The organism is Acinetobacter portensis, from assembly GCF_009372215.1.
Lineage (GTDB): Bacteria > Pseudomonadota > Gammaproteobacteria > Pseudomonadales > Moraxellaceae > Acinetobacter > Acinetobacter portensis.
In genome coordinates, this window is record NZ_LWRV01000002.1 from 26229 (window position 1) to 45570 (window position 19342).

The following is a 19342-nucleotide window of genomic DNA, read 5'->3' on the forward strand; positions in this document are numbered from 1 at the left end:
AATACTATTGAATAATAACGAGAATTCGCTCGTAAAATAAGGACAAAAAAATTGGGTGGATTGAACGCTATTGGTTGTTGTGTTTTATCGACCCAAAATCATTTCCAATACAAACTTAGAGCCAATAAAACCAAGGGCTAATAAGAAGAACCCCATAATGGTAAAACGAATGGCTTTTTGACCACGCCAACCAAATTTATAATGACCAATGAGTAATGCGCCATAAATAAACCAAGAAATGATACTAAACGCAGTTTTATGCGCTAAATGCTGACCAAAGAAATTCTCAATGGTAAAGAAACCAAAAGCTAAAGCAATGGTCAATAAAGCAAAACCTGCAATCAACATATCAAACAGCAAAGATTCCATAGCTTGATATGAAGGCAATAAACCCACCCAAATACGACGTTTTTGCTTATTCTTTAATTCACGGTTTTGGAACCATAAAATTACTGCTTGAATCGTTGCCATCAACAAAATTGCATAAGCACAAAGCGAAAGAATAATATGAATATCTAAGCCTAAAGAATGCTGTTCAATAAACTGTTTTGGCTGGCTAAATGCAAAACCTAGAATTAAACCACCCGCAGCGACAGGAATACCCAATAAATTCATGGCAGCAACAGGACGATAACTACTAAACAAAGCGCTTAATAACAGCATTAAACCTGAGGTAAATGAAACAAGATTGAACACATCGTAGTTAATGCCCAATGGTGTCAGCATATCGATATATAAAACTGCACTATGCAGAACTAAGCCTAAACCGAGAACAACACCAAAAAACCATTGGTTTGTATCATTTTTTGATATTAAGTGGCTGAACAAATACCAAAAAGCAGTCACATAAGCGACCAAAGCTAAGACTGTATAAACCAGAGGCAGGCTAATCATGACAAACCTTTTTCAGGATGATGGATATTCATTTATATAAATTCTACTCGAACTACAGTATCCTATAGCATTCTATGCATAAATTTTCTATTTTAAAGAAACATTTTTTTGCGACTAGTTATTTTAAGCGGATTTTGCAATGTTTGATACCTTAACAGAACGACTCACGCAGAGTTTAAGAAATGTTACTGGCTCCGGGCAGCTAACCGAAGACAATATTAAAGATACGTTACGTGAAGTGCGTATGGCACTTCTTGAAGCTGATGTTGCATTACCTGTAACTCGTGAATTCATCGCGAAAGTTAAGGAAGAAGCATTGGGTCAAGAGGTGATGACACAGTTATCACCTGGTCAAGCTTTCGTTAAAATTGTACATAACGAATTGACCAAAATGATGGGTGAGGCGAACGAAAGCCTAGACCTAGCAGCAAAACCACCTGTTGTTATTCTTCTTGCAGGTTTGCAAGGTGCGGGTAAAACAACAACGGCTGCAAAACTTGCTCGTTTCTTACAAGAACGCCAAAAGAAAAAAGTGGCGATGGTTTCTGCCGACGTTTACCGTCCAGCGGCAATTAAACAGTTACAAACTGTTGCAGGCGAAGTCGGCGCGATTTTCTTTGAATCGAGCGCAGACGAAAAACCAATTACCATTGCGAACCGTGCAATTGAACAAGCAAAAATTCAATTTGCTGATGTCTTAATTGTCGATACAGCAGGTCGTTTACATGTCGATGATGACATGATGGACGAAATTAAAGAGCTTCACGCTGCAATCAAGCCAACTGAAACACTGTTCGTTGTAGATGCAATGACAGGTCAGGATGCTGCAAATACAGCAAAAGCCTTTAATGATGCATTACCACTTACAGGTGTGATTTTAACGAAAACTGATGGTGATGCACGCGGTGGTGCGGCACTTTCTGTTCGTGCAATTACAGGTAAGCCAATTAAATTCTTAGGTATGGGCGAAAAGCTTGATGCCTTAGAGCCATTCCATCCTGAACGTGTTGCACAACGTATTTTGGGTATGGGTGACGTACTTTCTTTAGTCGAAGAGCTAGAACGCAAAGTCGATAAAGAAAAAGCCGAAAAAATGGCGAAAAAATTGCAAAAAGGCGGAAGCTTCAACTTTGAAGATATGCTGATGCAATTTGAACAAATGAATAAAATGGGCGGCATGATGGGCTTCTTAGACAAGTTGCCTGGTATGAGCAATGCTGGTCTTCAAGATGCACTTGCACAAGCTAACCCAGAAAAACAAGTCAAGAAAATGGAAGCGATTATTCAGTCGATGACACTGAAAGAGCGCCGTAATCCTGATTTGATGAACCCAAGCCGTAAAAAGCGTATTGCAGCAGGTTGTGGTATGGATGTTGTTGAAGTGAATAAACTCATTAAACAACATGCGCAAATGGCGAAAATGATGAAGAAATTTGCTAATCCATCTGGTATGGCAAAAATGATGCGTTCATTGGGTGGCATGCAAAAACAATTTGGTGGTGGCGGTGGTATGGGACCATTATTTGGTAATAAGAAATAATGATCTGATTCATCCAATAAAAAAGGCGCTTCATGCGCCTTTTTTATATTCTCGATTTGGCTTTTAGTTTTTCTCAGCGTGATTTATATAACGTTGTAATCCACGTAGTAACAAATCTGCTTCTATAACAGGATGATACTCTGCTAAAAACTTAGCAAAAAGAGGGGCATCGCCACCTGTTAAAATAAGTTTACGCGGACTTTGCTCAAGCACATTTTTAATAATACTCACTAAGCCTAGCAAAATACCGTGATGTACGGCATCTATGGTATTTCTTCCGGGGCTGAGTTGATCAAAAGCCGCATCTGGTATTTTAATGCCTTTGGTATTTTGAATGAGTGAGTCACGCTGTAAATATAAGTTTGGCAGAATATAGCCGCCTAAATGATTTAATCCATCTGCTAAATCTATGGTTAAAGCTGTACCGCAACTAATCACACAATATTTTTCATCAGGCTTATTTGCTACAGCAAGTACTTGCAACCAACGGTCAATCCCGAGTTGAGTTGTATCATCATAACCACAGTTCAAACCTGCATATTCAGCATGAACTTGTGCGCAAACAACTGGAATTTTCAACTGCTTTATAATTTTTTTGATGCGTTCATTGCTGGTTTTATCTTGAACGGAAGATACGCCAACTTGATGAATGCCTAAATTTTTAAAATGTTGAATAAGCCCTAACAGTAAATCGGCAGGAGACTGTAAATGCAATTCAGCAGCATGTTCTATCACTTGATCATTTTCAGTGACCCAATATTTAAGTCGAGTATTTCCAATATCTAACCATAAATTTTTCATTGCCAATACTCTATTTACTTGGGTTTAACAGGCGCATACGTCCTTGATAATAGGTTGAAGTTGATGTTTCAGATTTTAAAATAATAGCACCATCATTTTGAATTCCTATAAACTCTCCGCATGTTTTCATGCTCTCATGCTTAAATTCTATGGAATGATACTCAAATTCTATAGCTTGATTGATAAATGCCGCATGATGGTTAAAACGAGCTGCCAAATTATAACAATGATGATTAAACCATTGACCTGCTTGTTGAATGGCTAAATAAAGTTCTGCAATTAAAGTTAGGCGATCAATTGGATTTAAACCAATTTCTTTAAGTGATGTAATATCTTGATTAATTTGAGAATCAATCACAGGTGATACATTAATTCCGACACCAACCACCGCTTGATAAGATGAGATCGGCTCTACCAATATCCCACCTAATTTCTGATCTTTATAATAAATATCATTGGGCCATTTTACTTTTAAACCTAGAGCATCAAAACTTGGCATTTGAATAATATTAAGTGCAATTTCAAGTGCTAATCGACCGTCGATGGGTGTTTGTAAATTCAGCAATGTGCTTAAATAGATATTGCCTTCAGGTGAAACCCATGGTCTTTTATTTTGTCCTCGACCTTGAGTTTGCTTGCGACTACAGATTAAAACACTGCTAATTCCTTTTAGTGCCACTTCGCGAACATCATCGTTGGTAGATGTTGTGACGGGTTTTAATATTAAAAGCTCGGGAAGTTGATTCACTTCTGTGAGTTTTTGTTGAAGTAGGCGAGTATCTAAATCCATCAGAATTTTAAAATATGGGAAAGTAAAACATGGAGTTAATCATATATCTGTTGATTGGTGCAATTGCAGGATTTACCGCAGGACTTTTTGGCGTGGGTGGTGGTCTCATTATTGTGCCTATTCTCTATGTGGTATTTACCCATTTAAATTATGATCCAAGTGTCGTTATGCATATGGCAGTAGGAACATCTCTTGCAACTATTATCGTAACTTCAATAAGTTCTGTATCTGCACATCATAAAAAAGGCGCAGTGTTATGGAATGTTGTACGTAACTTGGCACCTGGTTTAGTCGTTGGCTCATTTTTAGGAGCAGGTATTGCAGATTTACTTTCGGGACAAGGTTTGCAGTTACTGATTGGCTTCTTTGCTGTTTGGGTGGCATTTAAGATGTTCACAGGTGCAAATGCAGTCATTGACCCATCTAAAAAATTACCATCTACAGGAATGCAGGTTTTAGCAGGTGGTGGTATTGGTGTGGCATCTGCAATTTTTGGAATTGGTGGCGGTAGTTTAACTGTGCCATTTTTAAATAAATGTGGTGTGGTGATGCAAAAATCTGTAGCAACATCATCGGCATGTGGTTTACCTATTGCTGTTGCAGGAGCTTTAGGTTTTATGTGGTTTGGTCATGTTGCAAAAGTCGAAGTGCCTAATACCATTGGTTATATTCATGTTTATGCCTTTATTGGTATTAGTATAATGAGTTTTATAACGGCAAAACTTGGGGCAAAAGTTGCGCATATATTGTCACCTGCGATGTTAAAAAAATGTTTTGCGGGTTTGCTATCAACAGTTGGTTTGTATTTTATTTTGAAAGGTTTTAGTAGTTTCTTTTGATGTAATAAAATGAAGTTGGCTGTATAGACATAAAATTGTCTAACAATGTCATGGTTAAAATGTGTTTTTATCTTTAAATATAGATGAATAGTTTTTTAAAACTAGTGTTTGCATCTATATAAAAACAAGATAGGCACAGTATGCAACAACATGACAAATATAGTTTATCTGAACAAATTGCACAGCATATTGCCGAGCAAATCATTAGTGGTGAATTGGTTGAGGGGGAGCGTATTCAAGAGATACGCTTTGCTCAAGAGTTGGATGTGAGTCGTGGTTCTATACGTGAAGCATTACTATTGTTAGAGCGCACACATTTAATTGAAATATATCCGCGTCGTGGCGCAGTTGTGTCGGAAATGTCGGCACAACAGGTTTCATCTTTATTTGATATGTCGAGCTTGTTACTGGGGCAAATTGTGCAACGTATTGCAGATATTTTGCAGACACATGAAATTGAAAATTTAAAATATTTATTAGAACAATTATCTGAAGAGTGTCATTTAGGGCATACAGAAAATTTTTACGATTTAATCTTTCAAGGATTATTGAAACATCAAAATAAAGTGAATAATCCATATTTACTTAAATATTATAAAGAGCTATTGCCATCGCTACGTAGAAGTTATTTTTTAACATTAAATACTTCTAAAAGAGAGCTACAAGAATCGTTAGAATTGTTTAAACTTGTGGTGACTGCGATTGTGAGTAGAAATTCGCAACAAGCAGCCATAAATATGGAAGATTTTTGTCGACACTTACGTGATTTAGTGTTGGAATCTCTAACACGAATGAAACAAATAGAACTTGCGTGGGCAAGACGCTCGCGCCGTTGATTAGGACATTATGCGTTTAAGCAGCTTAAAACTTTCCGGCTTTAAATCATTTGCCGATAGTACAACATTAAATTTTAAAGCGAACCGTACTGCAGTTGTGGGGCCAAATGGCTGTGGTAAATCGAATGTAATTGATGCTATTCGTTGGGTAATGGGTGAGTCAAGTGCTCGTCAATTACGTGGTGGTAGTATGCAAGATGTTATTTTTACAGGAACGGCAAAACGTAAACCTGTTGGGGTGGCAAGTGTAGAGCTTCGTTTTGACAACACTTATGGAAAATTAGGTGGAACGTATAACGCATATAACGAATTGGCTGTTCGTCGTCAGGTCAACCGTGATGGTAAGTCTGAATATTTCATTAATGGTACCAAATGTCGTCGTCGTGATATTACCGATATTTTCTTAGGAACAGGTTTAGGACCACGTTCTTATGCGGTCATTGAACAAGGGATGATTAACCGCTTAATTGATGCCAAACCTGAAGAAATGCGGGTATTTCTTGAAGAGGCAGCAGGTGTTTCACGCTATCAAGCACGTCGTCGTGAAACGATGTTGCACTTGGAACATACCACACAAAATTTATCTCGTTTAGATGATATTGCCTCGGAACTTCGCTCACAATTAAAAACCTTAAAGCGTCAATCTGAAGCGGCAGTTCAATATAAAGAATTAGAAACCCAAATTCGTACCATTAAAATTGAAGTTTTATCTTTCCAATGTGAACACAGTACGCGTTTACAAGAAGAATATACAGTTCACATGAATCGTTTGGGCGACACTTTTAAGTTGGTGCGCTCTGAGCTGAATACATTTGAGCATGATTTAACGGCAACAAGTGAATTATTCCAACGTCTTATTCAGCAATCGACACCTTTGCAAAATGAATGGCAACAGGCAGAGAAAAAGCTTTCTGAATTGAAGATGACTTTGGAACAAAAACAAAGTCTGCTACAACAAAATACTTCGACATTATCGCAATTAGAAGAACAGAAAGTTCAAACTAAAGAACGTTTACAACTTATTGAACTGCAATTGGAAACTTTGCAAGAACAGCAAGAAGGGCAAACTGAACAGCTACAAACGCAAGAAAGCCAAAGTCAAAATCAATCACAAGGCTTTAATGATTTAAAAGCACAGCAACAACAAGCTGTTCAACAATTTGAGCAAATTAAAACTCAGGTTGAAAAGCAACAACAGCAAAAAATGCAGATGTTGGCGCAAAGTGAGCAATTAACGAAAAACATTGCCCGTATTGAACAGCAAAAAGAAACCTTACAACAACAAGCTCAACAAATTCAAAACCAATATCAGCAAGATGATATTGAACAGCTTGAGCAAGAAAAGCGTGATTTAACTACACAAATCATGACGATTGAACAAAATATTCAAACACAGAAAATTGAATTAGATGCACGACAAGAACAATATTCCGTTCAAAAGAATGTCGTGAATCAGCTCAAGTCTGAAATTCAGGTTTTACAATCGGAGCAAAAGAATTTAAATCAATTGATGACTAAAAACAGCCCTAAAAAAGAAGTACAGGGTGAGCAATTGATGCAAAGTTTAAAGCTAAATGAAGATGGTAAAGCTCAAGCGAATTTAATTGAAAAGTTCTTGTCGAAATGGTTGTCTGCACAAGTTTTAGATGCTTCAAATACGTTTCAAGAAAGTATTGCACGTCAGCTAAAACCATCGAAAAAACAAGAAAAAATTCAATTGGATGATCTTCCTTGTTTAGCCGATTGGATTGAAAAACCGCAGCATTCATTGTGGCAACAGGTTGCAGTTGCACAAACTTTAGATCAGGCATTAAAGCTTCAAAGTAAGCTGGCTATTGGTCAAAGTATTTTGTCTTTAGATGGTTATCACGTAGGTTCGGATTGGGTGATTGGTCTATTTTATGATGATGCATCTCAGGCGGGGCAAGGGGCGTTAAGTCACCGTATTCGTTTAGATGAAATTGAACAGGCTTTGGCTACACAAACAGCATTATTTCAAGATGCTGAAGTTCAACTTCCTGAAATTTTGCACCATGTTCAACATCAACAAAAAATATTGCAAGATTTACACGATCAGCTGAAACAAGCGCAAAAAGCGTTGCAAACAACCGATGTAAGTTTGGCAAAAGTACAAAGTGCAGCGCAGGCATTTACGGTGCAAAAGCAACAATTGCAAAATCAGCTACAACAGTTAGATGAGCAATTAGAAGAAGATGCAATGCAAAAAGATGACTTAGAAATCGATTTGCATTCATTAAGTTTAAAGCTTGAGCAAGTTTTGCCAAACTATAAAACTATGCAATTTCAGGTCGATGAGCTGAATGAGCGAATTGAAAACTCGCAACAAGATTTACAGCACTCTCAGCAAGAGTTAGAGATTGTGCGTCGTCAAGCGGTACAAACCAAGCAACAAGTTGAACTTCTTGAGAAAGATGCGTCTTTCTTAAAAGCACAATATCAACAAATTTTGGCGCAAATGGAACAAGCGAAAAAGTTTGTAGATCCTGTTCAATTAGAATTACCTGCTTTGCAAAGTCAGTATGCAGAACAGCAAGCATCTACTGAAAAGCTACAGAAAACTTGGAATGAATGGCAAGTTGAATTGAATAGCGTACAAGAAAAACAACAAAGCTTGACTGAAAAGCGTCATCAGCATCAACAACAAGATGAAAAGCTTAGAACTGAGCTTGAAGAGAAGCGTTTAGCTTGGCAATCTGCAAAATCAGATTTACAACACTATTCAGATCAGTTAAAAGAGTTGAATAGTGAAGTAATTTTAGGGCTGAATATTGACTTAGTTGCACATCAGCAAAAGCTTGAAAAAGTTCAACAGCAATTTGAAAAAATTGGTGCGGTAAACTTGGCAGCATCTGCTGAATATGAAGAAGTATCTACACGTTATGCGGAGCTTAGTCATCAAATTGACGACTTAAATAAAACAGTAGATCAACTACAAGCAGCAATGAAAAGCATTGATCAAGAAACGCGTAAATTGTTTATGACGACATTTGATCAGGTCAATAAAGAGCTTCAAGAATTATTTCCAAAAGTATTTAATGGTGGTGAAGCAAGTTTAAGCCTAGAAGATGATTGGCAATCTGGTGTTAAGCTCATGGCACGACCACCGGGTAAAAAGAACAGTTCACTTGCCTTACTTTCAGGTGGTGAAAAGGCATTAACAGCTTTGGCTTTGGTATTTGCAATCTTTAGATTGAACCCTGCGCCATTCTGTGTTCTCGATGAAGTTGATGCTCCATTGGATGATGCAAACGTAGGACGGTTTTGTAATCTTGTAAAAGAGCTTTCCGAACAGGTCCAGTTCATTTACATTACACATAATAAATTGGCAATGACCATGGCAACGGATTTACTGGGTGTAACCATGCCTGAGCCAGGAACATCAAAATTAGTAACCGTAAACTTAGAAGAAGCGGCTGAATACGGCTTGGTGGAGGCATAGAATGGAAATTACAACAATTGTCGGAATTGCAATTGCCGTTATTATTATAGTGATTGGTTTAAAACTTCTTTTGAAGAAACCAAGAGATACAGCGCCATCTTTAGAAAGTGAATTGCAATTTAACGAAGATAGTCAAAAGCCTATTATTCCAAGACATGTTCGTGACCAATTACAACTTGCCGATTCAGAAGAAACAGTTCGTGTTGAACCTACTTTAGATGCTAAACAGGTTCAAACAGAGTTTGAATTCGATAAAGCTGAACCTAAGCTAAATGAAGAAAAATTAGCTGAAAATACATCTAAAGTAACGCAAGAAAAAGCTGAAGTTAAAGTTGAAGAGTCATCTAAAAAAACAGAAGTTGAAGATGGTTTAAGTGCTGAAGTTGAAGTGCCTGCCAATGAGCCTGTTGCAACATCAGAAACAAAAGCAGAATCATCATTTACCTTAAATTCAAATATTGAAAAAGCAGAAATTTCTGAGTTTGAAGAAGAGAGCAGTATTTTAGATGCACATCTTTATGAGCAAAAAGTTGTAGATGATGAATGTGCGCTCGTTACGGCAGAATCGTTTATTGCATTTAACGTTGTCTATAAGGGTCGTGTTCTTTCAGGTGAAAAAACCTTAAAAGTACTTTTAAAGTACGGTTTACGATTTGGCGAAATGAAATGTTTTCATCGTTATAATGAAGATGGTACGAAATTACTCTTTTCCGCGTTGCAAATTACAGACACAGGCACAGAAGGCTTCGATCTAGAAACACTTTCAACTGAAGAAGTGAAAGGGTTGGCGCTGTTTCTTGCATTGCCACATAGCGATGTCCAAAATGCATTTGATACAATGGTGAGTATTGCAGGACTTATTGCACGTGAAATTGATGGAACGGTTTATGATCAAAATGATTTTGAACTTACACCACAATTACGAGAATATTGGCGTCATCAAGCGATTGATTATCGCTCAGATCAAACAGCAAAAGTTTAAGTGAATTGAAAGCTGAGTTTTAGCTTTCTATAATACACATTATGCAAAAATTATAGGGCGGAAATACCGCCCTTTTTTATGGTGGATATATGACACAAAATTCGACTGTCGTTGCGCAAATGCGTCAATTGATTCAATTACTGGCTCAGCATAATCATGCTTATTATGTAATGGATCAACCCACTATTGAAGACAGTGAATATGATCAGTTATTTCACCAACTGAAAGCTTTAGAACAACAACATCCAGATTTAATTCAATTAGATTCACCCGTGAATAAAGTGGGTGGAAAACCATTATCGAAATTTGAAAATATTACTCATGTTGTGCCAATGCTTTCGTTGGGTAATGTTTTTAATCAGGAAGATTTGTTTGCCTTCGCACGTCGTGCGGAAGAACGCTTGCCGAATCAAAAAGTTGAATACGATGTAGAGCTGAAATTTGATGGTTTGGCAATTTCATTGTGGTATGAAAATGGCGTACTTGTACGTGGCGTAACTCGTGGCGATGGTGAAACAGGCGAAGTTATCACTCAAAATGTAAAAACCATTCGTAATTTGCCAAAAGTATTATCTTCAGAAAAAGGTGCAATTCCCGAACTTTTAGAAGTTCGCGGTGAAGTGCTTATGCCAAAATCGGGCTTTGAAAAGCTCAATGCGGAAAATGAAGCCAAAGGTGAAAAGACCTTTGCTAATCCGCGTAATGCGGCAGCAGGAAGTTTGCGTCAATTAGATCCGAATATTGCAGCATCTCGTCCACTCGCATTTTATGCTTATGGTATTGCGCAGTGCGAACCGCATCATGATCAAACCACAATGTCTGCAAGCTTAGAATGGCTTACACAATTTGGCTTTGCAGTAGGTGAACGTCATTTTGTTTGTGAAAGCATTCAAGATGTGCAAAAAGCCTATGAACAAATTAACCAAGAACGTCCCAATTTAAGCGTTGAAATTGATGGCATGGTCATTAAAGTAAATGATCTTAAACAACAAAAACAACTTGGATTTTTAAGTCGTGAGCCACGTTGGGCAACAGCATATAAATTTCCTGCAGTTGCAGCCTTAACGACGGTTGAAAATATTGATTGGCAAGTTGGGCGTACAGGAACACTTACACCTGTAGCACGGTTAAATCCTGTGGCTGTTGGCGGTGTGACTGTTTCCAATGTAACGCTACACAATATTGGTGAAATTCACCGTTTAGATGTGCGTGTAGGCGATACAGTTAGCGTTTATCGTAGTGGCGATGTGATTCCAAAGGTTGAGAAAGTTTGGCCTGAATTTCGTCCTGTAGATACGGTAGAAATTCATCTTCCTGAACAATGTCCTGTATGTTCATCTCCTGTGGTGATGCCTGAAGGTGAAGCACTTGCACGCTGTTCAGGTGGTTTGTATTGTGCGGCTCAACGTATTGAAGCGATTCGTCACTTTGTTTCACGTAAAGCCATGGATATTGAAGGTTTAGGTGATCGATGGGCGGAATCTTTATTACATTTGGATTTACTCAAAGATGTTGCCGATATTTATCATTTGCATGAACATCGTGAGAAATTACTCACCATTGAAAAAATGGGCGAAAAGTCGGTTCAAAACCTGATTGACTCTATTGAAAATAGTAAGAAAACGAGCTTTGCGAGTTTTATTTTTGCACTAGGTATTCGTGGTGTAGGTGAAACAACAGCAAGGATGCTTGCAAATACCTTCCAGACTTTGGAAGCACTTCGTACCGCAGATTTAGAAGCACTCAAGAAAACACCGGATGTAGGTGATATTACTGCTGAATGGATTATCGACTTTTTCCAAGCACCGCATAATTTAGAAGTGGTTGATCGTTTAATTACGGCAGGGATTCATTGGGATGCACCTGTTGCGCCAACACGTCAGCCATTAAATGGTGAAAGTTGGGTTGTGACAGGTACATTGAGTAGCATGGGACGTGATGATGCAACGCAGTTGCTTCAATCTTTAGGCGCACGTGTAAGCGGAAGTGTTTCGGGTAAAACGAAATGTGTAGTTGCAGGTGAAAAAGCGGGTTCTAAACTCGAAAAAGCGGAAAAACTCGGTGTGCCTGTGATCAATGAAGAACAATTCATTGCCTTGATGCAAGAATATGGTCAAATCGAAAGCTGATCATTCTAGAAAATAATGTAAATTAAAAAGACACCGAGGATGATAAGTTTGAGGTGTCTTTTTTTATCGCTGTTACAAAGTAATAAAATTTGCTGAGTGTGATATAGCATAGACACATATCACGATAGGCTCGTCATTGTGAGTTGAATTCACGTACAATATCGATTCATTTGCAGGTATATATCCTGTTTTATTGATTCTGTTCTCCCGTTGATGATTGGCATAAATATGGCGCAAGCAAAGAAATCTTTTCCGCAACAAAAATCGGAATTACATGCACGAAATCTGCATCGCAGTCGTTACGATTTTCCTCAATTAATTAAAAGTTGTCCGGAACTTGCACCTTTTGTCAGCCCAAATCAATATAGCGATCTTTCAATCAACTTTTCTGATCCACAGGCAGTAAAAATGCTCAATAAAGCATTGCTCAAGCATTTTTATGGCATTCAATATTGGGATATTCCTCAAGATTATCTTTGCCCACCTATTCCGGGTAGAGCGGACTATATTCACTATTTGGCTGACCTGTTGAGTCTGAATAATAAAGGTCAAATTCCAACAGGACACGCTGTTCACGTGTTAGATATTGGGGTTGGCGCGAACTGTATTTATCCGATCATTGGTCATCGTAGTTATGGTTGGAAATTTGTCGGTTCAGATATTCATGTTGCATCGGTTAAAAGTGCTCAATTTATTGTGGAGGCAAATCCGAATTTAAAAAAGGGGATTCAGATTCGATTGCAGAAGACACCGAGCAATATTTTCAAAGGTGTGATAAAACCCTCAGATCGTTTTGATTTAACCCTATGTAACCCACCATTTCATGCCTCGCAAGATGAAGCGAACGCCACCGCAACTCAGAAATTAAGAAAACTGGGTAAACCAGTTGACCGCACTAAGGTGGTGTTAAACTTTGGCGGGCAAAAGAACGAATTATGGTGTGATGGTGGCGAAGAACGATTCGTTTGCCAGATGGTACAAGAGAGCACACAATTTGCTGAACAATGTTTGTGGTTTAGTACGCTTGTTTCCAAGAAAACAACATTGCCTATGCTTTTAAGTACCTTGCGTAAGAGCGGTGCAGTGGATGTGAAAACCATTAAAATGACGCAAGGGCAAAAAGAGAGTCGCTTTGTGGCTTGGACTTTTTTAGATTCAAAACAACAGCAAGCGTGGAAAAATGTGCATTGGACTTCAGCGTAGCTTATCTTACTGAGGAAGAGTGAGCTTGTTAGTGCATGAGTGGTTTATGTGAATAAGCAAGCTCTCTTTTGCCTAGATATTCAGTCATGTTGATAGGTGCTTAGCGTTTTTGATTCGTATATGCTGTTTGACTATATGCCACCATGATTTTGCATCTAGTTGCAGAAAACAAATATGCTATTGATACAGATCTCTTGTATTGCGCTTCTTAGAGCATGTGTTATGAGTGTTACAAATTTTAACCAATCTAAAAAGTAAGGATTCTGTTTGCTGAAATAAGCATCATGATTTGCAACATATTGTTTTATAAGCGGGTATTCATTAAATACAACTGCAAATGTAAGTACTTCTCATTTAATTTTATAAAAATCATTAACTTACAAATTAAAAGCTTTGCAAATAGAGTATGAATTGGCCATAATATTTACATAAAGGTATGGAGTATTAAAAATGCGTGGCAATCCAGAAGTCGTAGACTATCTAAATATGTTAATTGGTGGTGAACTGGCTGCTCGTGACCAATACCTAATTCATTCTCGTATGTATGAAGATTGGGGGTTAAGCAAAATCTTCGAACGTATTGATCATGAAATGCAAGAAGAAGCACAACATGCAGATGCAATCATCCGTCGTGTATTGTTCCTAGAAGGAACACCAAACATGAACCGTGAAGATATTGATGTAGGCACAGATGTCGTTTCTTGCTTAAAAGCAGATTTAAAACTTGAATATCATGTACGTGAAAAACTTGCACAAGGCGTAAAACTTTGTGAAGAAAAAGGCGATTACATTACCCGTGATATGTTACGTCAACAAATGGCAGATACAGAAGAAGATCATACCTATTGGTTAGAAAAACAAATTCGCTTAATCGAATTGATTGGTCTACAAAATTATATCCAATCTCAAATGTAAAATTGAGACGAATAAAAAATCCCGCTTGGTGCGGGATTTTTTATTGAAGTTGATTTCTTATTTAATACCTAATGCATTCTTCATAATAAAGAACATATCTGTTTGATCAATTAAACCTGAGATATTTGCAGCATGTGGACCATAAGCGGCTGTATGAACCTGAGCACCTGTGTGTTCTTGGCTTTCAGTGGTTGATGTACCGTAATTGATGGTCATTGGTACATTGTCTTTGGTTATAAGCGAAACTGTTTTACCAGGGCTTTTAGATTCATTTGGAATAATTTGACTGGTATGCGCATGATCGCCCGTCACAATAATTAAAGTGTCAGGATTGTTTTTGGCAAACTCTAAAGCGACCTGAACTGCATTATCTAAAGCAACGGTTTCACCAATTTGACCGCAAGCATCTGCAACGTGATTTGCTTTATCAATTGATCCACTTTCAACTTGTAAGAAAAAGCCTTTTTCATTTTTTTGTAAAAGTTCAATGGCTTTTGCAGTCATCGCTTTCAGGCTTGGGGTGGATGCACTACGTTCAGGATTAATCTTACATTTTTCAGCAGCACGTAAATTACCATTCAGTTCGGCTTGAGGACCAACCCAAGAAACAGGCAAGTTGCCCTCTGCAAATAAGCCGAGAACAGGTTTATTTTGATTTGCTTCTGTTATCGCATTTAAGCCATTTAAATTTTGAACGACTTGATAATTCAATGATTTTGCTTGTTCTAACAGTGTTTTATCTTTGAATTTTCCTGCTTTGGCTTTTTCATTAAATGTGATTGATCCGCCACCCAAAGTCACATCTGCACGTGCTTGTAAAAGCTGTTCAGTGACAGAACCAACACCACCATTTTCTAAAGCGTTTGTTGGACATTTTTCAGATGTTACTTTCGGACCATAACATTTTCGAGAAGTTACATGTGCTACAAGTGCAGCAGGGGTCGCATCTTGAAGCTCTGTTGTGGTGACATTACCTGTCGCATAACCTGCTTTTTTCGCAAGTGAAAGAATCGACTCATGTGGTTTTGCATGAATATCAATACCTAATGCGCCATTATACGTTTTTACACCTGTAGCCCAAGCAGAAGCAGATGCGGCTGAGTCGGTCACATAATTAATTTTTTTATCTTTATCAATAGAATATGTGGTGTATGAACCTGTAAAAGGCAATACATCTAAACCTTTAAAATAACCCGATGCACCTTCTGCATAATTTCGTGCAGAGGTGAGTTCTGAGTCGCTAGTACCATCACCAATAAACAAAATGACATGTTTCACAGGTCGGTTGTTAATAGATTCTTTTAAAGCTTCAGTGCGATCTTCTTTTAAGCGTGTTGCACCACCAAAAGCAGTTAAATCGCCTTTTGCAGATGGCTGAGGGAGTTGACCATTTGAGCTTGATTTTACATTTAAATTTTTAGAGATATTAGAATTTTGAGCAACATTATTCGTGCTACATGCAGACAAACTTGCAATTAAAAAAGGCAATAAAAGGATTTTAAATTTCATATTCGGTTTAACATTTCGTTAGATATTTTCATTTAAGCTAAAAGGTTTATATTTAAAAATAATGACAATCCTCTTTATTCTTTTCTAATCATTGAGCATTTATGTTTTGCTGTTGTTTATATCTATTGAGATAATCAGTAGATAGAACGGTTTTAAGCGTATGGAATTATTTTGAAAAAAAGTATTTTGCTCATAACAGGTTGGGGCGGTGGAACAAAACTTTTACAGCCTTTAAAACAACAATTAGAAACCGAAAATTATACGGTTAAACTCATTAATATTTTTAATGCTTTAGATGTGAATGTTTTAAAAGAACATGTAGAGCTTGCGAAAAATTATGATGTTTTAATGGGATGGTCTTTGGGCGGGCAACTTGCGACAATTTTGGCAAATGAAATTTCAAAACAATATCAGGAGCAAAAAGTTTTAATTACTTTGGCTTCGAATCCTTGCTTTGTTGCGAATGAAACTTGGCAAACTGCGATGGATCAGCCGACATTCCAAACCTTTAAACAATCTTTTAAAGATGATGCGATTTCAACGTTAAAGAAATTTGGTTTTATGGTTTGTCAGGGAACAACCACCACCAAACAAGATTTCTTAACATTGCAAAGTTTAATTCAGCCACAAAATTTAGATGTGTTAAATGCAGGTTTAAGTTGCCTCGAACAGTTAAATAATGTTGATATCTTGAATGATTACACAGGTCATCAATATCATATTTTTGCAAAACAAGATTTTTTAGTTGGTTACAAAGTTCAGCGTAATTTTCAGAAATTCACTGCAAAGTTTTTAGAGCTAGATTTAATTTCAGGTTCGCATGGTTTCCCATTATTTAATTTTGAAGAAGTAAGTTGTAAAATTTTTGAATATTTAAACAAAATAAAACAAATAAATAGATAAGTGGTTTTTATCGCAATTCATTTTTACTTCATGCAGGTTTAATATGCGCCCAATGAAAAAAATATCTGCATGGAGCATGGGATGACCGAATTAACAGATCTAGAATTTGATCAGCAGCATTTATGGCATCCTTATACATCTATGACTCAGCCTTTACCTTGTTTTAAAGTTAAACAAGCTTATGGCGCAACAATTGAACTTGACGATGGTCGAAAACTTGTCGATGGCATGTCTTCTTGGTGGTGCGCCATTCATGGGTATAACCATTCTGAATTGAATCAGGCAGTAAAAGAACAATTAGAAAAAATGTCACACATTATGTTTGGCGGTTTAACGCATGATCCTGCAATTCAACTTGGGCGTTTACTTCTAGAGATTACACCGCCCAATTTAAGCAAAATTTTCTATGCAGATTCAGGTTCGGTGGCAGTTGAAGTTGCCTTAAAAATGGCGGTTCAATATTGGGCTTCAAAAGAGCAACCACAGAAAAATAATTTTATCACCACACGCTCGGGCTATCATGGCGATACGTGGAATGCGATGTCGGTATGTGATCCTGTGACAGGAATGCATCAAATTTTTGGTACAAGTTTGCCGAATCGAATTTTTGTTTCAGCACCCAAAATTGGTTTTTATGATGAATGGAATCAACAAGATATTTCTGAATTAGAACAAGCATTAGCACAGCATCATCAAACTATTGCAGCATTTATTATCGAGCCTATTGTACAAGGTGCAGGAGGTATGCGTTTTTATCATCCTGAATATTTACGCCAAGCAAAATTACTGTGTGAAAAATATGATGTGTTGATGATCTTTGATGAAATTGCCACAGGTTTTGGGCGCACAGGAAAATTGTTTGCATGGGAACATGCGCAAGTTGAACCTGACATTATGTGTATAGGTAAAGCCTTAACAGGTGGATATATGACGCTTTCAGCAACGCTAACGTCTACGGACATTGCTGAAACCATTAGTCAGGGGGAGGCGGGCGTATTTATGCATGGGCCAACTTTTATGGCAAATCCATTGGCATGTGCAGTTGCATTAAAAAGTACCGAGCTTTTATTGTCACAAAATTGGCAAGAAAATATTTTAAGAGTTGAGCGAAAGTTGAGGCAATGTCTTGTGCAATTGGCTGACTTTAATCATGTTCAAAACGTGCGTGTACTTGGTGCAATTGGCGTGATTGAACTTAAAAATAATATTGATATGAAAAGCTTACAACAACAATTTGTAGATCGAGGAATTTGGGTACGACCTTTTGGGAAATTGGTTTATGTCATGCCGCCCTATGTGATTCGTGATGATGAATTGGCTTTTTTGTTGAAAGGTATCGTAGATGTTGTTTCTCACATGCAGGAGCAAGTTGTATGAGCCTTTTAAATCATTATGCGATACAGCTAGATCAGCTTAAAAATAACGGTAATTTTCGACAGTTTAAGTCGAATTTTCAGCAAGATAAATTCATTGAAATTAATCAGCAGAAAATGCTGAATTTATCTTCAAATGATTATTTGGGTTTGGCTTCAAATCAGCAATTACGTGAACAATTTTTTGATGAAACACCCAATGAACATCGAATAATGAGTTCATCATCATCACGTTTATTAACGGGGAATTTTCCTGAATATGAACAATTAGAAGCTTATTTTAGTCAATTGTTTAATGGTCGATCTGCGCTACTTTTAAATAGTGGCTATCACATGAATATTGGTATTTTAGCGGCTTTAAGTGACAGTAAAACACTCATTTTGGCAGATAAACTTATTCATGCCAGTATGATTGATGGCATTCGTTTATCCCCTGCAAAATATGTACGCTATAGACATAACGACTTAGAACATCTCGAAATATTAATCAATCAATATCATGATAATGAAAGTATTGAACGTATTATTGTGGTGACTGAATCTATTTTTAGTATGGATGGTGATGAAACCAATTTAACTGAATTGGTGCGTATTAAAAAAACTTATTCAAAAGTCATGCTTTATGTTGATGAAGCACATGCCATTGGTGTACGTGGACATCTAGGCTTAGGTTGTGCAGAACAATATGGTGTGATAGATGATGTCGATTTTTTAGTGGGTACTTTTGGTAAAGCAATTGCATCGGTTGGTGGTTATTTAATTTGTCATGAAATTATTCGTGATTATTTAATTAACACGATGCGTCCTCTTATTTTTAGTACAGCTCAACCACCAATCTGTATGGCATGGACGCAGTTTATTTTAAATAAAATGGTTGCTATGCAGGCAGAACGTCAATACTTATCGAATATAAGCCAAAACTTACAACAGGCTGTTCGAGAGAAAGGATTTGTCTGTCCATCTAGCTCACATATTGTGCCTGTTATTATTGGAGAGTCGCAAACGACCGTTGAAAGAGCGCAGATCTTACAAAAATCGGGTTTTTATATTATGCCTGTGCGTCCACCAACTGTACCGCAAAATAGTGCTCGATTACGTGTTTCTTTAACGGCAAAAATCACACAAAATGAAATACAGAATTTGGTGGAATTATTGTGATTTCATCTCA

15 protein-coding genes are annotated in these 19342 nt (G+C 37.3%); 11 read left to right on the top strand and 4 right to left on the bottom strand.

Going from position 1 to position 19342, the window contains the following annotated elements; all coding sequences use genetic code 11:
- Positions 1-84 precede the first annotated feature (84 nt).
- Positions 85-894 (bottom strand): cytochrome C assembly family protein, encoded by an 810-nt coding sequence (locus A6M14_RS00145; RefSeq protein ID WP_152872755.1) that lies wholly within the window; start codon positions 892-894, stop codon positions 85-87.
- Between the two features lie 139 nt (positions 895-1033).
- Between A6M14_RS00145 and ffh the strand changes: the two genes are divergently transcribed.
- The gene (gene ffh / locus A6M14_RS00150; protein ID WP_152872756.1) at positions 1034-2434 is read left to right on the top strand and encodes a signal recognition particle protein; all 1401 of its coding nucleotides are present in this window, start codon (positions 1034-1036) and stop codon (positions 2432-2434) included.
- A gap of 63 nt (positions 2435-2497) precedes the next feature.
- On the opposite strand, the gene A6M14_RS00155 is transcribed toward ffh, so the two are convergent.
- Both A6M14_RS00155 and A6M14_RS00160 read right to left on the bottom strand, forming a co-directional pair.
- Positions 2498-3235 carry a type III pantothenate kinase gene (locus A6M14_RS00155; RefSeq protein WP_152872757.1) on the bottom strand — a complete coding sequence of 246 codons (738 nt, stop codon included), beginning with the start codon at positions 3233-3235 and terminating at the stop codon, positions 2498-2500.
- 10 nt (positions 3236-3245) lie between these two features.
- Positions 3246-4025, bottom strand: coding sequence for a biotin--[acetyl-CoA-carboxylase] ligase (locus A6M14_RS00160; RefSeq protein WP_152872758.1), 780 nt, complete (start codon positions 4023-4025; stop codon positions 3246-3248).
- Positions 4026-4054: 29 nt separating this feature from the next.
- On the opposite strand from A6M14_RS00160, the gene A6M14_RS00165 reads away from it, so the two are divergent.
- The 7 genes from A6M14_RS00165 (at position 4055) to ftn (ending at position 14389) form a co-directional block, all read left to right on the top strand.
- Positions 4055-4864 carry a sulfite exporter TauE/SafE family protein gene (locus tag A6M14_RS00165; protein WP_152872759.1) on the top strand — a complete coding sequence of 270 codons (810 nt, stop codon included), beginning with the start codon at positions 4055-4057 and terminating at the stop codon, positions 4862-4864.
- A 140-nt stretch (positions 4865-5004) separates the two neighbouring features.
- The gene (locus A6M14_RS00170) at positions 5005-5700 is read left to right on the top strand and encodes a GntR family transcriptional regulator (protein WP_152872760.1); all 696 of its coding nucleotides are present in this window, start codon (positions 5005-5007) and stop codon (positions 5698-5700) included.
- 10 nt (positions 5701-5710) lie between these two features.
- Positions 5711-9160 carry a chromosome segregation protein SMC gene (gene smc, locus A6M14_RS00175; RefSeq protein WP_152872761.1) on the top strand — a complete coding sequence of 1150 codons (3450 nt, stop codon included), beginning with the start codon at positions 5711-5713 and terminating at the stop codon, positions 9158-9160.
- Position 9161: 1 nt separating this feature from the next.
- Positions 9162-10142, top strand: coding sequence for a cell division protein ZipA C-terminal FtsZ-binding domain-containing protein (locus A6M14_RS00180; protein ID WP_152872762.1), 981 nt, complete (start codon positions 9162-9164; stop codon positions 10140-10142).
- Between the two features lie 89 nt (positions 10143-10231).
- Positions 10232-12271 (top strand): NAD-dependent DNA ligase LigA, encoded by a 2040-nt coding sequence (ligA, locus tag A6M14_RS00185; RefSeq protein ID WP_152872763.1) that lies wholly within the window; start codon positions 10232-10234, stop codon positions 12269-12271.
- Between the two features lie 228 nt (positions 12272-12499).
- Complete coding sequence (rlmF, locus tag A6M14_RS00190) at positions 12500-13474, top strand: 23S rRNA (adenine(1618)-N(6))-methyltransferase RlmF (RefSeq protein WP_152872764.1); 975 nt, start codon at positions 12500-12502, stop codon at positions 13472-13474.
- Between the two features lie 450 nt (positions 13475-13924).
- A complete protein-coding gene (ftn, locus tag A6M14_RS00195; protein WP_152872765.1) occupies positions 13925-14389 on the top strand; it encodes a heteropolymeric bacterioferritin subunit Ftn in 465 nt (154 codons plus the stop codon).
- 57 nt (positions 14390-14446) lie between these two features.
- On the opposite strand, the gene phoA is transcribed toward ftn, so the two are convergent.
- Positions 14447-15898, bottom strand: a complete 1452-nt coding sequence (gene phoA / locus A6M14_RS00200; RefSeq protein WP_152872766.1) for an alkaline phosphatase — start codon at positions 15896-15898, stop codon at positions 14447-14449.
- A gap of 171 nt (positions 15899-16069) precedes the next feature.
- On the opposite strand from phoA, the gene A6M14_RS00205 reads away from it, so the two are divergent.
- The 3 genes from A6M14_RS00205 (at position 16070) to A6M14_RS00215 (ending at position 19332) form a co-directional block, all read left to right on the top strand.
- Complete coding sequence (locus A6M14_RS00205; RefSeq protein ID WP_152872767.1) at positions 16070-16801, top strand: YqiA/YcfP family alpha/beta fold hydrolase; 732 nt, start codon at positions 16070-16072, stop codon at positions 16799-16801.
- Positions 16802-16882: 81 nt separating this feature from the next.
- Complete coding sequence (bioA, locus tag A6M14_RS00210) at positions 16883-18178, top strand: adenosylmethionine--8-amino-7-oxononanoate transaminase (protein WP_152872768.1); 1296 nt, start codon at positions 16883-16885, stop codon at positions 18176-18178.
- Positions 18175-19332, top strand: coding sequence for an 8-amino-7-oxononanoate synthase (locus A6M14_RS00215; RefSeq protein ID WP_152872769.1), 1158 nt, complete (start codon positions 18175-18177; stop codon positions 19330-19332). Before bioA ends, A6M14_RS00215 begins: the two co-directional genes overlap by 4 nt.
- The last annotated feature ends 10 nt before the right edge of the window (positions 19333-19342 follow it).

What these genes read in the sequence shown, in the direction of transcription:
- A6M14_RS00145 (WP_152872755.1), bottom strand. Translation starts at nt 894, where the DNA reads ATGATTAGCCTGCCTCTGGTTTATACAGTCTTAGCTTTGGTCGCTTAT.
- ffh (WP_152872756.1), top strand. Translation starts at nt 1,034, where the DNA reads ATGTTTGATACCTTAACAGAACGACTCACGCAGAGTTTAAGAAATGTT.
- A6M14_RS00155 (WP_152872757.1), bottom strand. Translation starts at nt 3,235, where the DNA reads ATGAAAAATTTATGGTTAGATATTGGAAATACTCGACTTAAATATTGG.
- A6M14_RS00160 (WP_152872758.1), bottom strand. Translation starts at nt 4,025, where the DNA reads ATGGATTTAGATACTCGCCTACTTCAACAAAAACTCACAGAAGTGAAT.
- A6M14_RS00165 (WP_152872759.1), top strand. Translation starts at nt 4,055, where the DNA reads ATGGAGTTAATCATATATCTGTTGATTGGTGCAATTGCAGGATTTACC.
- A6M14_RS00170 (WP_152872760.1), top strand. Translation starts at nt 5,005, where the DNA reads ATGCAACAACATGACAAATATAGTTTATCTGAACAAATTGCACAGCAT.
- smc (WP_152872761.1), top strand. Translation starts at nt 5,711, where the DNA reads ATGCGTTTAAGCAGCTTAAAACTTTCCGGCTTTAAATCATTTGCCGAT.
- A6M14_RS00180 (WP_152872762.1), top strand. Translation starts at nt 9,162, where the DNA reads ATGGAAATTACAACAATTGTCGGAATTGCAATTGCCGTTATTATTATA.
- ligA (WP_152872763.1), top strand. Translation starts at nt 10,232, where the DNA reads ATGACACAAAATTCGACTGTCGTTGCGCAAATGCGTCAATTGATTCAA.
- rlmF (WP_152872764.1), top strand. Translation starts at nt 12,500, where the DNA reads ATGGCGCAAGCAAAGAAATCTTTTCCGCAACAAAAATCGGAATTACAT.
- ftn (WP_152872765.1), top strand. Translation starts at nt 13,925, where the DNA reads ATGCGTGGCAATCCAGAAGTCGTAGACTATCTAAATATGTTAATTGGT.
- phoA (WP_152872766.1), bottom strand. Translation starts at nt 15,898, where the DNA reads ATGAAATTTAAAATCCTTTTATTGCCTTTTTTAATTGCAAGTTTGTCT.
- bioA (WP_152872768.1), top strand. Translation starts at nt 16,883, where the DNA reads ATGACCGAATTAACAGATCTAGAATTTGATCAGCAGCATTTATGGCAT.
- A6M14_RS00215 (WP_152872769.1), top strand. Translation starts at nt 18,175, where the DNA reads ATGAGCCTTTTAAATCATTATGCGATACAGCTAGATCAGCTTAAAAAT.